A 15746-nucleotide genomic window follows, 5' to 3' on the forward strand; every position below is an offset into this window, starting at 1 on the left:
GAGGCGGCAATGATCGACAAACGGGTGACCAGCCACGCGCTACGGCATGCTTTCGCCACCCACCTTCTCGAGGGAGGCCGCGACCTGCGTACCATTCAGGAGCTCCTCGGTCATGCCGATGTCAGCACCACCCAGATCTATACCCATGTGGCGAAGGGCATCGGAGCCATGGCCGTGCAAAGCCCGCTCGACCGGATCGAGACCCTGATGGTCTGAACCGAGCCGAAGCCTCATCATCGCCCAAGATCAGACACCTCCGCGGCGGACCGGGCGGAAACCGCCCGACCCGACCTCCCTCATCCGGGATCCCGATCCGATCCATCCCATCCATCCCGGACCCCTTTCTTCCGATCTGCGTTCATCCCGTTCATCCGTGGTTCGATGGCTTTCGCCTGATGTATCGCGAATCTGACGGAGAGCCCATTCATTGCCTTGGCTTGCACGAACTTTGGCTTTTTCGTGCCGGACTTAACCTTGTTCGGGACGAACTTTGGCTTTTTCGTGCCGGACTTAACCTTGTTCGGGACGAACTTTGGCTTTTCCGCGTCGGACTTAACCTTATTCAGGACGAACTTTGGCTTTTCCGCGGCGGACTTAACCTTGTTCGAGGCAAACTTTGGCTTTTCCGCGGCGGACTTAACCTTGTTCGAGGCAAACTTTGGCTTCTTCGCGACGAACTTAACCTTGTTCAGGGCGAACTTTGGCTTCTTCGCGACGGACTTAACTTTGTTCGGGACGAACTTTGGATTTTCCGCGACGAACTTAACCTTGTTCAGGGCGAACTTTGGCTTTTCCGCGTCAGACTTAACCTTGTTCGGGACGGACTCAACTTTGTTTGGACTCAACAAGGGAAGTCCAAGGTCTCCCTGCGGAATTGGAGTCGCTGACGCTCAGAACGCCCGGCATCGGGCGATGATGCCCGTCCCTCAAAGGTCGCGGTACGGCATCGAAAAGGTATCGCCGTCCTCGAGGCGGCCGCTTTTCAGCCCTTTCATGAACCAGCGCATCCGCTGCTCGGAGGTGCCGTGGGTGAAGGAATGGGGGACCACCCGGCCCTGCATCTTTTTCTGGATGGCATCGTCGCCGATCGCGTTGGCCGCCCGCATCGCTTCCTCGATGTCGCCGGCTTCGAGGTATTGGCGGGAGTGGTTGGCCCAGACGCCGGCGAGGAAGTCGGCCTGGAGTTCGAGCCGGACCGAGTACTCGTTGTAGTCCGGGCGGCCCTGCATCGCGGCGACCTTGTCGGAGGTTCCCAACAGCTTCTGGACGTGATGGCCGACCTCATGGGCGATGACGTAGGCCTGGGCGAAGTCGCCGGGGGAACGGAAGGTCCGCGCGAGCTCGTCGTAGAAGGAAAGGTCGATGTAGACGGTACGGTCCGCCGGGCAGTAGAAAGGTCCCATCTCCGCGCTGCCGCCACCGCAGCCGGTGCCGACGCGGCCGCGGTAGACCTTCATCTGGGGCAGCTCGTAGTTCCGGCCGAGACGGGCGAACTCCTTGGTCCAGACGTCCTCGGTGTCCGCCAGCACCACCTTGACGAAGTCGAATCGCTCCTGCTCCTCCGGGCTGGCCTCGACCGGACCGGCGCTGACCGGGGCATCGCTACCGACCAGGGCGCTGGGCCCGATGATGCCCATCTTCCAGGCGATGGCGCCCAGCACCAGCGCGATGAGGATGCCCTTGAAGCCGAAAGTCCGGCCGATCACCGCGAGCAGACCGAGCAGCCCGCCCCCGCCCATGCCGCCGGACGACGACTGGCCCCGCACATCCTCGACATTCGAACTCTCACGCCGACCTCTCCATTTCATGCTTCCACCATTCGACATAATGTTGGCGTCTGTCCATTCCTTAACGGCTCATCCGCGGGCTCACTCGTTTTGGACCCTATCGGTTTCTGCCGGTCGCGTGGGGGAGAGGCGGGAAGGTTCTCTTACAGAAGGACGCAAAGAACGCGAAGGAAGATGATTTCATCCGTGGTTCTCCCGAATCTGAGCTGGGCCCTGCATTTCGGAACGGCCCGAAATCGAGAAGGCGCGCGGCCGCACGGGTAGGGCTGACCGCCCCCGGTAGGCCGAGAAGCGGGAAGAGGGCCGACCCTGCCGCTCGCCATCGTGCGGGAGAAGCGGTAACTGCAGAATGGGACGAGTGTCCGGAAGGGTTTCGATCCTCGGAGCCTTCGCGACCTTTGCGATCTTCTGTTGATCGAGATCGCCGCAGCCGGGGGTGACGGTGAACCCGCCGGCAATCCCGCTCTGGACAGGCCGCCCGTCCGGACGTTCCCTTGGCGAAGCCGGGGAAGACCCGGAACCCGCGATCCAGTCTTTCCCCATGAACCCTTCCCCGAATCCCCGCCACGACCGCATCAAGGCCGAAATCGACGCCGCCCAGACGTCGCTCACCAAAGCGGGCCACCACCTCAAGACCGCCGCGGCCGGCGGCCGGGAGTCGCTGGAACTGGCGCTGCGCGATGCCCGCGCCCGCTACGATGCCAAGCGCGACGACGCCCGCCATGCCGGCCAGCGGATCAAGCAGTGGCTGGAGGAGGCCAAGGATCACGCCGTCGAGAAAATCGAGGACTGGAAGACGGACCGGGAGATCGAGAAGATCGAAAAGGACGCCGACCGCAAGGAGGAGCACGCCGCGGATGCCCTGGCGGTCGCCGTGCTGGCCCTGCTGGAGGCGGAGGTCGCGCTGACGGAAGCGCTGAAAGCGCGGAAGCTGGCCAGCGACGTCGCGGGCTGATCCGGCGGGACGGACCGGCGCCGGCTTTCCTGCCGCCCGCAGCCGACGGAAATGAAAGCGCCCGCCGGCCGCCGACGTTCTTCCCGGCTCATGATGCGCACCCTTTTTCCCGTCTGCTTGCTGGCCCTGGCCGCCGCAAGCGCCGTCGCCGCCCCGGCGAAGCTGCCGAACATCGTCATCCTCTACGCCGATGACATGGGCTACGGCGACCTCGGGGCGAACCATGCGGCGTCGAAAATCCCGACCCCGCACCTCGATGCCCTGGCGGCGCAGGGGCTGAGGTTCACCGACGGTCATTCCTCGTCGGGGATCTGCACGCCGTCGCGCTACGCCATGCTCACCGGCCGCTACCACTGGCGGGACTTCCACAACATCGTCGGGGCGCTCGGCCCGAGCGTGATCGCCAAGGACCGCCTGACCCTGCCGCAGATGCTCCGCGAGCAGGGCTACGCCACCGCCTGCATCGGCAAGTGGCATCTCGGGTGGAACTGGAACGCGATCCGCAAGCCGGGCACCCCGAAGAACTCGGTGAAGCACGAGGACTTCGACTGGTCGCAGGCGGTGCCCGACGGTCCGCTCGCCCACGGCTTCGACCACTACTTCGGCGACACCGTGATCAATTTCCCGCCCTACGGCTGGATCGAGGACGACAAGCTGGTGAAGGCGCCCGACACCCAGCTCGAAACGGTCCTGCCGAAGGCACCCAAGGAAGGCAGCTGGGAGTGCCGGCCGGGCCCGGCCTGTTCGGACTGGGACTTCTATCAGAACCTGCCGACCTTGACCCGCAAGGCGGAGGAGTATGTCCGCGGCCGCAAGGATGCCGGGAAACCCTTCTTCCTCTATGTCCCCTTCCCTTCGCCCCATGCACCGATCATCCCGACGGAGGAATTCGACGGCAAATCCCAGGCCGGCCCCTTCGGCGACTACGTGGCCCAGACCGACGACGCCTGCGGAAGGATCCTCGCCGCCCTCAAGGAAACCGGCCTGGAGGAGAACACCATCGTCGTCTTCTCCGCCGACAACGGTCCCGAGATCTACGCCTACGAGCGCGACCGGAAGTTCGACCACTGGTCGTCGGCGCCGTTCCGCGGCCTCAAGCGCGACATCTACGAAGGCGGCCATCATGTCCCCTTCATCATCAAGTGGCCGGGACTCGGCGTGGCGGGATCGGTCCGCGACGCGACCATCTCGCAGATCGACCTGATGGCGACCTTCGCCGCGCTGACCGGCTACCAGCTCCCGCCCGGGGCGGCCGAGGATTCGCACGACTTCCTGCCGTACCTGCGCGACCCGGCCAGCGGCGCGCCGCGCAAGGCCATCGTCCACAACACGAAGAAGGATCACTACGCGATCCGCCGCGGCGACTGGTTGCTCGTCGATGCCAAGACCGGCTACCTGCGGCCGGCGCCGGAACCCTGGAACAAGAAGCACGACCAGCCGGCCGACGATGGCTTGCCGGTCGAGCTCTACGACTTCAAGAACGACCCCGGCCAACGCCACAACCTGGCCGCCGAGCACCCCGACACGGTCAAGGAGCTGCAGGCCTTGCTCGGCAAGATCCGCCGTCAGGGCCACTCCGCGCCGCGGCTCGACCCATCCTGAACCCGCCACCACCATGCGCTTCCTTGCCACTGTCCTCGCCGCTGGCCTGTTGACCGCCAGCAGCCACGCCGCCAAGCCGAACATCGTCATCCTTTTCGCCGACGACGCCGGCTATGCCGACTTCGGCTTCCAGGACCAGGCCGACCCGGCGCTGGCCAAGCTGACCCCGCGGATCACCCGGCTGGCGAAGGAAGGCATGGTCTTCACCGACGCCTACGTCTCGGGGGCGGTCTGCTCGCCGTCGCGCGCCGGGGCGATGACCGGCCGCTACCAGCAGCGCTTCGGGCACGAGAAGAACATCCCGCCGAACTACATGAAGGGCGGCCTGCCGCTGACCGAGAAGTTCATCGGCGACCGGCTGCGGCCGCTCGGCTACGCCACCGGCATGATCGGCAAGTGGCACCTCGGCTACCCCGAGCCCTATCACCCGATCAAGCGTGGCTTCGACTTCTCCTACGGCTGCCTGCAGGGCTCCCGCCCCTACTTCCCGCTGCCGAAGCCCAACCCGCACCGGATCTTCCTCAGGAACGACAAGCCGACCCCGGAAAAGGGCTACGTCACCGACCGCATCGGCGACGGCGCCTGCGAGTTCATCCGCGAGAACAAGGACCGGCCCTTCTTCCTCTACGTCGCCTTCACCAGCCCCCACGGCCCGCTGCAACCGAAGCCGGAGGACCTCAAGCTCATCGGCTCGCTCGGCAGCCCGAAGCGCTCGAAGTACGCCGGCCTCGTGAAGTCGCTGGACGACAACTGCGGCAAGATCCTCGACTGCCTCGACGAGCAGGGGCTGACCGGGAACACGCTGGTGATCTTTTCCAACGACAACGGCGGCCAGACACTCACCGGGGCCGTCAACACCCCGCTGCGCGGCCGCAAGGGCGAGGTCGTCGAGGGCGGCATCCGCGTGCCCACCGCGATGCGCTGGCCGGCGGTCATCCCCCCCGGTGGCAAGTCCCGCACCCCGGTGATCTCGCTCGACTGGCTGCCGACCTTCGTCGAAGCCGCCGGGGCGAAGCGGGACGAGTCCTGGCAACTCGACGGCATCAGCCTGCTGCCGCTGTTCAAGGAACCGGCGAAGGAACTGCCGGCCCGGCCGCTGTTCTGGCGGACCTCGGGAGCGAAGGGCCCGGTCGCGGTGCGCGATGGCGACTGGAAGCTGATCATCCTCCGCGGCAAGGGATCGGACACGCCCCAACTCTACAACCTCCGCGAAGATATCTCGGAGAGCCACGACCTCGCCGCCGGCAATCCCGACAAGGTCAAGGAACTGGTGGCGAAGATCGCCGCCTGGGAAAAGGAACTGGCCGAGCCGCTCTGGTGAAGAAGCGGCGCGTTTAGGAATTGTCACGCGGCACAAAACCACCAACGGTCTTCGATCATGAAGGCATGTTGGATTGCCGCGTCCGCCGTGACGCTGCTCGCCCCCGTCCGCGCCGAGATCCCGCCCCCGTCCGAGACCGGGGTGATGCTGCAGGCCGCCGAGTTGTTGCCGGCGGAGGTCCTCCGCGGCACTTCGTACCGGGTGCGCGACCAAGTACCGACCGACGGCTACCTGGCCCATTTCACCATCGACTCCGACTTCGGCACCTTCCAAGCGGCCGGCGCGCCGCAGGCGAAGCGCCGCATCGCCGAGACCGAGGCCATCCGCAAGCTCGTCGAGACCAGCAAGAGCGATCTCTTCGCCGCCGGCCTCAAGAAATCGGTGGAGCAACCCATCGACGCGGTGAAGGCGATCGTCGCCAACCCGGTCGACTCGGTGAAGCAGGCACCGAAAACCGTCGGCCACTTCTTCGGCAAGATCGGGCGCTCGATCGGCCGCGGCGCCGGCAAGGTCGCCGACCAGATCGGCGACGTGAAGGACAACCCCGGGGAAACCGATGCTTCCGCGGTGGCCGCCGAGGCCGGCCGCGAGACCGGTGAGGCGGCCAAGAGCGCCGTCGGCTTCGACATGGCCAAGCTGCGCACCGCCAAGGAACTCGGCGTCGATCCTTATTCGGACAACCCGCGCCTGCAGGAGGAGATGGACAAGGTCACCTGGGCCTTCTTCGCCGGCGGCATGCCGCTGCGGATCGTCACCACGGTCGCCAGCGGCGGCATCGCCCTTGCCGCCACCGAAATGGTCGGCATCCCGGAGGATACCTATGCGCTGACCGCGAGCGAGCTGGCGCTCCGCGACGAGGACGCGCTGGCCGCGATGGGCGTCGCCGCGGAGGATATCAAGGCCTTCATGATCCACCGCCCGCTGAGCGTCACCCGCCGCCACCTGGTGGTGACCTGCCTGCAAGCGCTGCCGAATGCCGCCGGCCGTGGCCACATCGTGCAACTGGCGAATGCCTGCACCTCGCCGGAGCAGGCGGACTTCCTGATCAGCGCGCTGGAGCTGCTTGCCGGACGCCAGCGTTCGGGCGCCGCCGACTACGTCTCGCTCCAAGTGCTCGGCCGCCTGCCCGGGGCCGGCACCAGGAGCGGTGAACTGCACGTCCCCGCCCCGGTCGACCACGTCACCTGGACCGACGAGGTCCGCCAGTTCGCCATCCGCGACGACCTCGGCGACCGGCCGAAGGTGCTGCTTCACACCGGCCGGCTGTCGTCGGCCGCCACCGCCGGGCTGACGGCCGCGGGATGGAAGACGGTCGGCGTGAACTACCCCGCCGCCCCCTGACATGGAAAACGAAACCTCCTTCTCGCTGGTCCGCGACGACGCCTGGTTCCGGCTCCAGCGCGCCCTGCGGTTGATCCCCGCCGACGGCGGTGACGGCGTCGTGCGCCGCGCCGTCCTCTACGTCCTGCTCGCCTGGCTGCCGCTGGTCGTCTGGGCGATGGCCACCGGGCATGCCTTCACCAGCAGCTCGGGCGAACCGCTGCTGCGCCACTACGGCATTCATGCGAGATTCCTGATCGCGCTGCCCGTGCTGATCTTCGGCGAACGGCTGGCCCGCGCCGTGATGCGCACCCTGCTGCCCCGCTTCGTGAGCACCGGCGTGGTGCCGGCGGCCAAGCAGGACGCCTGGCGGCAGGCGATCAACGCCACCGCGAAGTTGCGCAACTCGACCCTGCCCTGGGCCGGCATCGCGGGCATCATCCTGGTGGTGATCCTGCTGCCCTCGACCGGCCCGCAGGCGGCCGAGCTCGACTGGGCGCGCGAGCAGGGACAGCTCGGCTTCGGCGGCTGGTGGTACCTCCTCGTCTCACGTCCCCTGTTCCAGCTCTTCCTGTTCGGCTGGCTGTGGCGGGTCGTGCTGTTGGGCGTGCTGATGAAGCGCATCGCCGGCCTCGGCCTGGACCTGGTGCCCGCCCATCCGGACCAGCTGGGTGCGATCGGCTTCGTCCGCCTGTTCCCGCTGGTCTTCGTCCCGCTGGCCTTCGCCACTTCGTCCATCCTGAGCGCCCACTGGGCGCACGAGATCGCCTGGCACGGTGCCCACGTCGCGTCGTTCAAGATGCAGGCGGGCGCTTTCCTCGGGGTGATCCTGCTGCTCTGCCTGGCACCGCTGGCGATGTTCAACAAGGTGCTGAAGCGGTCCCGCTACCAGGCTCTGGTCGAATACGATCATCTGATCGCCCGCCACGGCCGGATGGTCCACCAAAAGTGGATCGAGGGCCGCGACCCGGAGGATGACGGACTCCTGGACGCGCCCGAGCTCGGGCCGACCGCCGACATCAACGGGCTCTACGACGCGATCGTGTCGATGAAGAAGCACCCGTTCTCCAAGACCTCGCTGGCCATCATCGCCCTGCCCGCCGTGATCCCGATGATCCTGGTGGCCTCGATGGACGTGCCGCTGCTGGAGGTGCTCGGCAAGGTCTTCAAGACCCTTCTCTGAAGCGGCCCGCCCCCCGCGTTGACGTGCCGGGGGAATCCTGCCTCCAATGCCGGCCGGATGCGTTTGCTCGTCATCGAAGATCATGCCGCGCTGCGCGAGGGACTGTGTCAGTTCCTGCGCGAGGCCGGCTACCTGGTCGACAGCCAGGCGACCGGCGACGAGGGCCTGTGGTCGGCGGAAGGCGGCGAGTATGACGTGGTGCTGCTCGACCTGATGCTGCCGGCGATGGACGGGATGAAAATCCTGCGCCGCCTGCGGGCGGTGGAGAATCCGGTCCACATCCTGGTGATCAGCGCGCGGGACGGGCTCGAGGACCGACTGGAAGCGCTCGACGCCGGAGCCGACGATTACCTGGTGAAACCTTTCCCGCTGGCCGAGGCCCTGGCCCGGGTGCGGGCGCTGCTGCGCCGCAGCTACGTGAAGAAGAGCCCGGTCATCAAGATCGAGGACCTCGAGGTCGACCCGCTGCGCCGCTCGGTGAAGCGCGGCGACCGCGACATCGAGATGACGGCGATGGAGTACCGCCTGTTGGAATACCTCAGCTACCGCAGCGGCGAGGTGGTCAGCCGTTCGGATATCTGGGAGCGGGTCTTCGAGGACGCCATGGGTGGCAGCAGCAACGCGGTCGACGTCTACATCGGCTACCTGCGCAAGAAGCTGAATGCCGACGGCGAGCCGGACCTGATCCACACCCGCCGCGGCCAGGGTTACGTGCTCGATTCGCCCGCCCCATGAGCACCACCTCGATCCGCCGCACCCTGCTGATCCGCTGCGGCGTCGGCATCGGCGTGCTGCTCTTCCTGCTTTCCGCCGCGATCTACCTGCTGGTCCGGGGAAGCCTCTACCGGGAGCTGGACGACTCGATCAAGGACACCGCCGCGATCCTTGCGAACCAGGTCGAGCTCGAGGATGAATCGATCACCTACGAGTGGCAGGAGGGGATCGGCACCAACCGCGGGTTGGCGGAAGACGCGTTGTTCCAGTTCTGGAACGAGGCCCACGGCACCACCACCCGCTCGCCCAGCTTGCACTGGCGCGACCTGCCGAAGTTCGCCGGTGTCGACGGGACTCCGCTGATGCGCAGCATCCTGCTCGCCGACGGCCATCGCGGCCGCGCGGTCGGCCTGACCGTCTATCCCTTCGTGCTGCCCGGGGAAATGACCGCAATGAAGGAGCGGGGCCGGATCATCGACCCCGCCACCCTTCCCCACACCCTGGTCGTGGCGCGCGATGCCGAGCCGGTCTACCACGCCCTGACCAATCTCAGGCTGATCCTCGCGGCCGGCGGCTTGTTGACGCTCGGGATCGGATTCCTCCTCGTCGGCCGCGCGATCCGCTCGTCGCTGGAACCGATCGACCGCTTGTCGGATGAAGTCCAGGCCCGCGCCAGCCACCAGCTCGACGAGGCCCTGGACCTGCCCGACGACCTGCCTGCGGAGCTCACCGGACTCGCCCGCAGTTTCGACGTGTTGCTTTCCCGGGTCGCCGCCATCCGCCAGCGCGAGCGCGACTTCATCCGCCATGCCGCCCACGAGCTCCGCACGCCCATCGCCGGCCTGCGGGCCACCACCGACCTCGCCTTGTCGCAGGAACGCGATGCCGCCGCCTATGCCGGGCACCTGCGATCCTGCCAGCAAACCGCCATCGATCTCGGCGAGCTCGTCAAGCGGCTCTCGGCACTCGCCCGCATCGGCCAGCCTGCGGCACCGGCGAGCATGGAACCCGTCGACGTGCTGAAGATCCTCGCCTCCAGCCTCGAGCGCTTCATGCCCTTGGCCGAAGCCCGCGGCCTGCAGGTCGCCGATGAGACCGGCAGCGAACCCTTGATGGCTCTCGGCGATGCGGCCCTGCTGAAGATCATCTTCAACAACCTGCTGGACAACGCGGTCACCTACGCCGCTCCCGGCGGTTGCCTGCGCCTCCGCGGCCACCGCACGGAGCACCAGGTGTTGGTTTCCATCTCGAATCCGACCGAGGACTTCCCGGACGATCCCGAGCGCTTGTTCGAACCCCTGTTCCGGCGGGAATCTTCGCGCCACGACGCTGAGTCCCACCTCGGGATCGGACTGACGCTGAGCCTCGAAGCCGCCCGCGCGATGAACGGCGAGCTGAGGGCCGGCAAGGCGGAGGACCGCGGCGACCTCGAGTTCACGCTGGTGCTGGCCGCGGCCCGCCACCCGGTTGCCAGGTGATCCTGGATACCGGGCATCCCCCCCGGGGTGCCCGGCATCGCTCGATCGGCACGGACCGGGATTTCCCCCGGCACCCGTGGACGATGGCAAGAGCCTGCCATCCCGATTCTGAGAGAACGATGAGCTGGCACAGCTCTGCCGCCTTGCCACCCGGCCGGGTTCCCCGGAGGGTGCGCGCACGCGATGAAGTTCAAGCTCCGGCGGCACCGCCACATTCTGGCTCTCGGTATCATCGCGCTGCTGTGCCTGAGTGTCATCGGCGGCTGGCTCTCGCCCGACCATCCGTTGGTCGTCTGGCACCAGTGGGTCGACCGCGTGCTGGCGCTGGTGCGCGGCGTCCCGCTGATCGTGTTCGTCTTCGCGACCGCGCTGCTGCCACTGGTGGGCATGCCGGTGGTGCCGCTCTACCTGATGGCCGGGGTGGTCTACTCGCCGGTCCACGGCCTGCCAGTCACGCTGCTGGCGATCCTGGCCGGGCTGACCTTGAACCTGCTGCTGAGCCACTGGATCGCCCGCCACATCCGGCCGCTGACCGAGCGCCTGCTGAAGCGCTTCGGGGTGACGCTGCCGTCGCTGCAAGGGCTACCGCTGTGGAAGGTGGTGCTGCTGGTTCGCATCACCCCCGGGGCGCCGCTGATGATCCAGAACTACCTGCTGGCGCTGGCCGGCGTGCCGCTGGGCATTTATCTCGCGGTCTCGCTGCCGGTGGAATTGTTGATTTGCTGGGGCTACATGGCGGCCGGCAAGTCGTTCGCCACCGGTCAATGGGAGTGGCTGGTCGGTGGCATCGGCGTGGTCGCCTTCGCCGTCCTCGCCGCCGGCCTGGTGCGGGATCGCCTGCGGGCCGCGAACCGCTGAGCGCGGGCGCCGGCAATTTTTTCCGGCCTCATCGGATTCTCATGGAGCATCCGTTTCGCTGCGCGGGTCGTTTTGAATTCCCGCAACCCATCCCATCCCGCATCGCCGTCCCGGGCGTGGAAGGACCTGATCCTGGTGACCCTGGCGGCCTTGGTCTGGTTCTGCGCCTTCATCGGTCTGCGCCCGCTGGCGAACCCGGATGAAGGCCGCTATACCGAGATCTCGCGGGAGATGGCCCTTTCCGGCGACTTCGTCACGCCGCGGCTCAACGGGGTGAAGTACTTCGAGAAACCGCCGCTGCTCTACTGGCTGTCGGCGGTGACTTTCAAGGCCTTCGGCCTCAACCAATTCACCGCCCGTCTCTGGAACGCGCTGTTCGCGACGGCGGGGGTCGCCCTGACCTTCCTGACGGCCCGCAGCCTCTACGGCCGCGGGGCCGGATTCGCGGCGGCGATGGCCCTCGCCTCGTCGGTGCTCTACTACGGGCTGGCCCACATCGTCCTGCTCGACATGGCGGTGTCGGTGACCCTCGGCGGCGCCTTGTTCTGCTTCATCCTCGCCGTGCGCGAACCGCGCGGCCGGAAACGGCTCGGCCTGTTCCTCGCCTTCTACGCCTTCATGGCGCTGGCGACGCTGACCAAGGGCTTGATCGGTTTCCTGATCCCCGGCGCGATCATTTTCCTCTGGCTGCTGGCGCTGAACCGCTGGCGTTCGCTGTGGCCCTTCCATCCCGTCGCGGGAACGCTGCTGTTCCTCGCCATCGCCGCGCCGTGGCATGTCCTGGCGGCGCTCGCCAACCATTCCGCGACCAAGGAGCTCGACTTCACCTGGTTCTACTTCGTCCACGAGCACTTCCTGCGCTTCACCACCACTATCCACGACCGCTACCAGCCGTGGTGGTTCTTCCTGCCCTTCTTCGTGGCCGGGCTGTTTCCCTGGGTGTTTTTCGCACTGCAGTCGCTCGGCCATTCATTGAAGGGCGGATGGCGCGACCGCGGGCAACACGCCGAGGCCTGGTTCTTCGTGATCTGGGTCGTGTTCATCATCGCCTTCTTCTCCAAGTCCCAGTCGAAGCTGATCCCGTACATCCTGCCGGTGATGCCGCCGGCAGCGATCCTGATCGGCCGCTATCTCTCCGCACGGTCGCGCATCCCGTCGGACGGCAAGCTCCGGGCGGGTGCCCGGAGCTTCGCCGTGTGCGCCGCCGGGCTCGGCATCGCGGTGTTCTTCCTGCCGGCACCCGCGGACCATGAAAGCCTCGCCGCCCACCTGCCGCTGCTGCGCGGCCTGGCCGGCACCACGCTTCTGGCCGGCTCCCTGGCGACCTTCCTCGCCGTGCGGAAGGACCGCCCGCGGCGCATCATTGGGACGGTCGCCGCCACCACCGGCCTGCTCTACGTGACCATCGCCGCGGCCGGGAGCTCCATCGACGGCGGCTCCACCATCAAGATCTCGAAGCTGCTGGAGCACCGCCTCCAACCCGGCGACCGCCTCTTCCATGTCGCCCTCTACGCCCAGGACATGCCGGTCTACCTCCGGCGCGAGGTCAGCGTCGTCGGCTACAAGGGCGAGCTGTTGTTCGGCATCGATGCCGAGCCGGAAAAGACCGCCGACCGCTTCGTCCTCAAGGAGGGATTCCTCGCGCAATGGACCCTCCCCGGCAACAGCTACGCCGTCATCCCCAAGTGGTACTACGAGCACTGGTTCGAGAAGCTCGACGTCCCCAAGCAGGTGCTCGGCGAAAGCAACGGCCTCCTCCTCATCGCCAACCACTCCCCGGATTCATCCCTATGAGGACCCTGGCCGATCCACCTGCCGCCGCCCGCGAGCTGCCGTTCCTGCCGCTGACCCGTCCGACCATCGACGAGGAAACCATCGCCGGCGTCTGCGACGTGCTGCGCTCCGGATGGATCACCTCCGGACCCCGGGTGAAAGAATTCGAGCAGTCGCTCTCGCAGCTGTTCGGCGGACGCCCCGTGAGGGTCTTCAATTCGGGCACGGCATCGCTCGAGATCGCCCTGCGGATCGCCGGGACCGGTCCCGGCGACGAGGTCATCACCACGCCGCTGTCTTGGGTCGCCACCAGCAATGTCATCCTCACCGTTGGCGCCCGGCCGGTCTTCGTCGACATCGACCCCGCCACGCGGAACATCGACCTCGAACAAATCGAGGCCGCGATCACCCCGGCGACCCGGGCGATCATGCCGGTCGACCTGGCGGGTCTGCCGGTCGACCGCGACCGCTTGTATGAAATCGCAACCCGCCGAGGCCTGCGGGTCATCGAGGACGCCGCGCAGTCGCTCGGCAGCTCGTGGAACGGCAAGCTCATCGGATCGACCGGCGATCTCGTGTCGTTCAGCTTCCACCCGAACAAGAACCTGACCAGCATCGAGGGCGGCTGCCTGGTGCTGCCGAACGAGGCGTCCGCGTCGATCGCCGAGCAGTACCGCCTCCAGGGCGTGGTCCGGTCCGGCACCGACGGCATGGAGGTGGAACGGCTGGGCGGGAAGTTCAACCTCACCGACGTCGCGGCCCGCGTCGGGATCGGCCAGCTGCGCCACCTCGACGAGTTCACCGGCCGCCGCCGCGAGCTTGCCCGTGCCTACTTCGAGGCGCTCGCGGACCCCGCACTTCGCTCGACCGGGTTGCAACTGCCGCCCGCCGACTGCGGGCAGTCGAACTGGCACATGTTCCAGATCGTCCTGCCGCTCGACCGGCTCACCACCGACCGGGCGGGCGTCATGGAGGCGCTGAAGGAACGCGGCATCGGCAGCGGCGTCCACTATCCCGCGATCCACCTGTTCAAGCTCTACCGCGGACTCGGCTGGAAGGAGGGCGACTTCCCGCGGGCGGAGTCGACCTGCCGCGGCATCCTCACCCTGCCCTTGTTCCCGGCCATGACCGGCGACGACGTGCAGCGGGTCGCGGCGGCCCTGCGCGACGTGCTGCAGTCTTTCTTGCGGAAATGAACCCGGCCGAATCCATTCCCCTGTCGGTGGTGATCCCCGTCTTCAACGAGGAAGGGAACCTGCCGCTCTTGTTCTCGCGGCTCTATCCGGTGCTCGACGCGCTCGGCCGCCGCTACGAGGTGATCTTCACCAACGACGGCAGCGTCGACGGCTCCGCCCGCCTGCTGGAGGAACAACACGCCGCCCGCCCCGAGGTGACCCGGGTGATCGAGTTCAACGCCAACTACGGCCAGCACATGGCGGTGATGGCGGCGCTCGAGCGGGCCCGCGGCGAGGTCATCCTCACCCTCGACGCCGACCTCCAGAACCCGCCCGAGGAGATCCCCAAGCTGCTCGCGAAGACCGACGAGGGCTACGACTGCGTCGGCGGCGTGCGGCTGGACCGTCAGGACAGCTTCTTCCGCAAGTCCGCCTCCAAGCTGATCAACCTCGCCCGCCGCCACCTTACCCGCATCCGCATGACCGACCAGGGCTGCATGCTGCGAGCGTATTCACGCGGCGTCGTCGACGGCATCATCCGCAGCGGCGCGGTCAACACCTTCATCCCGGCGCTCGCCTACAGCCTCGCCCGGCGGCCCACCGAAGTGGAGGTGGCGCACGAGGAGCGCCACGCCGGCGTCTCGCAGTATTCGCTCTACCACCTGATCCGGCTCAACTTCGACCTGATCACCTACTTCTCCACGGTCCCGCTGCAGATCTTCACGATCTTCTCGATGCTGTGCTCCGCGGGCAGCTTCGTGCTGGTGATCGTGCTCGCGACCCGGCGGCTGCTGATCGGCCCGGAAGAAGGCGGCTTGTTCACGCTGTTCGGCATCCTGTTTTTCCTGATCAGCGTCTGCATGGTCGGGATCGGGCTGATCGGCGAGTACATGGGACGCACCTACCAGGTGGTGCGGAACCGCGCCCGCTACCACATCCACCACATCCTCGAAACCGTGGAATGAACGCACCCCGCATCCTCTTCTTCGGCTACAGCGAGGTCGGCCACGACTGCCTCCGGCTCCTGCTCGGGCGCGGCGACAATGTCGTCGCGCTGATCACCCACGAGGACGCGCCGGGCGAGAAGATCTGGTTCAAGACGCCCGCCGGGGCCGCCCGCGAGCACGGAATCCCGGTGCATGCGCCGGAGTCGGTGAACACGCTGGCCTGGGCCGACCGGATCGCCGCCATGCAACCCGACCTGATCCTGTCGGTCTACTACCGCAACATGATCCCGGAGAGGATCCTGGGGATCCCGAAACTCGGCGCCTTCAACATGCACGGGTCGCTGCTGCCCAAGTACCGCGGCCGCGCACCGGTCAACTGGGCCGTGCTCCACGGCGAGCCCCGCATTGGCATGACCCTCCACCGCATGGTCAAGCGCGCCGACGCGGGTGCGATCGTCGACCAGCAAGGCGTCGACCTGTCACCGCGTGACACCGCCGAAGAGGCCTTCCGCAAGGTCCTGCCCTGCGCGCCGGAGGTGCTGGCGCGCCAGATCGACCGGCTGCTCGCCGGATCCGCCGCCGAGGTCCCCCAGGACGAGGCGGCGGCCACCTACTACGGCGGGCGGACGCCGG

General features: G+C 67.2%; 15 protein-coding genes. 13 read left to right on the forward strand and 2 right to left on the reverse strand.

Annotation, left to right across the window (positions count from 1 at the left end):
• A partial coding sequence (locus tag IG178_RS23485; protein WP_193215036.1) for a tyrosine-type recombinase/integrase occupies positions 1 to 216 on the forward strand: 216 nt, incomplete at its 5' end.
• 80 nt (positions 217 to 296) lie between these two features.
• Here IG178_RS23485 and IG178_RS23490 read toward each other — a convergent pair.
• Positions 297 to 845 carry a hypothetical protein gene (locus tag IG178_RS23490; RefSeq protein WP_193215037.1) on the reverse strand — a complete coding sequence of 183 codons (549 nt, stop codon included), beginning with the start codon at positions 843 to 845 and terminating at the stop codon, positions 297 to 299.
• A gap of 81 nt (positions 846 to 926) precedes the next feature.
• A complete protein-coding gene (gene ypfJ, locus IG178_RS23495; protein WP_193215038.1) occupies positions 927 to 1808 on the reverse strand; it encodes a KPN_02809 family neutral zinc metallopeptidase in 882 nt (293 codons plus the stop codon).
• 520 nt (positions 1809 to 2328) lie between these two features.
• Here ypfJ and IG178_RS23500 point away from each other — a divergent pair.
• From IG178_RS23500 to IG178_RS23555, 12 genes are all read left to right on the forward strand, one after another.
• Complete coding sequence (locus IG178_RS23500; protein WP_193215039.1) at positions 2329 to 2742, forward strand: hypothetical protein; 414 nt, start codon at positions 2329 to 2331, stop codon at positions 2740 to 2742.
• 90 nt (positions 2743 to 2832) lie between these two features.
• A complete protein-coding gene (locus IG178_RS23505; protein ID WP_193215040.1) occupies positions 2833 to 4344 on the forward strand; it encodes a sulfatase family protein in 1512 nt (503 codons plus the stop codon).
• A gap of 13 nt (positions 4345 to 4357) precedes the next feature.
• Positions 4358 to 5665 (forward strand): sulfatase, encoded by a 1308-nt coding sequence (locus IG178_RS23510; RefSeq protein WP_193215041.1) that lies wholly within the window; start codon positions 4358 to 4360, stop codon positions 5663 to 5665.
• A 57-nt stretch (positions 5666 to 5722) separates the two neighbouring features.
• Positions 5723 to 7006, forward strand: coding sequence for a hypothetical protein (locus tag IG178_RS23515; protein WP_193215042.1), 1284 nt, complete (start codon positions 5723 to 5725; stop codon positions 7004 to 7006).
• 1 nt (position 7007) lies between these two features.
• A complete protein-coding gene (locus IG178_RS23520; protein WP_193215043.1) occupies positions 7008 to 8168 on the forward strand; it encodes a hypothetical protein in 1161 nt (386 codons plus the stop codon).
• 57 nt (positions 8169 to 8225) lie between these two features.
• The gene (locus IG178_RS23525; RefSeq protein ID WP_193215044.1) at positions 8226 to 8903 is read left to right on the forward strand and encodes a response regulator transcription factor; all 678 of its coding nucleotides are present in this window, start codon (positions 8226 to 8228) and stop codon (positions 8901 to 8903) included.
• Entirely contained in the window at positions 8900 to 10360 is a 1461-nt protein-coding gene (locus tag IG178_RS23530; RefSeq protein ID WP_193215045.1) for an ATP-binding protein, read from the forward strand. Before IG178_RS23525 ends, IG178_RS23530 begins: the two co-directional genes overlap by 4 nt.
• A 183-nt stretch (positions 10361 to 10543) precedes the next feature.
• The gene (locus IG178_RS23535; protein ID WP_193215046.1) at positions 10544 to 11218 is read left to right on the forward strand and encodes a VTT domain-containing protein; all 675 of its coding nucleotides are present in this window, start codon (positions 10544 to 10546) and stop codon (positions 11216 to 11218) included.
• Between the two features lie 72 nt (positions 11219 to 11290).
• Positions 11291 to 13012 carry a glycosyltransferase family 39 protein gene (locus IG178_RS23540; protein ID WP_193215047.1) on the forward strand — a complete coding sequence of 574 codons (1722 nt, stop codon included), beginning with the start codon at positions 11291 to 11293 and terminating at the stop codon, positions 13010 to 13012.
• Positions 13009 to 14187, forward strand: a complete 1179-nt coding sequence (locus IG178_RS23545; protein WP_193215048.1) for a DegT/DnrJ/EryC1/StrS family aminotransferase — start codon at positions 13009 to 13011, stop codon at positions 14185 to 14187. The genes IG178_RS23540 and IG178_RS23545 overlap by 4 nt, the downstream gene beginning before the upstream one ends.
• Positions 14184 to 15131, forward strand: a complete 948-nt coding sequence (locus tag IG178_RS23550) for a glycosyltransferase (RefSeq protein ID WP_193215049.1) — start codon at positions 14184 to 14186, stop codon at positions 15129 to 15131. The genes IG178_RS23545 and IG178_RS23550 overlap by 4 nt, the downstream gene beginning before the upstream one ends.
• On the forward strand, positions 15128 to 15746 hold a 619-nt coding region (locus IG178_RS23555), incomplete at its 3' end, for a formyltransferase family protein (protein ID WP_193215050.1). The genes IG178_RS23550 and IG178_RS23555, both read left to right, overlap by 4 nt.

It is taken from the genome of Neoluteolibacter marinus (genome assembly GCF_014904755.1).
GTDB classification, from domain to species: domain Bacteria; phylum Verrucomicrobiota; class Verrucomicrobiia; order Verrucomicrobiales; family Akkermansiaceae; genus Haloferula; species Haloferula marina.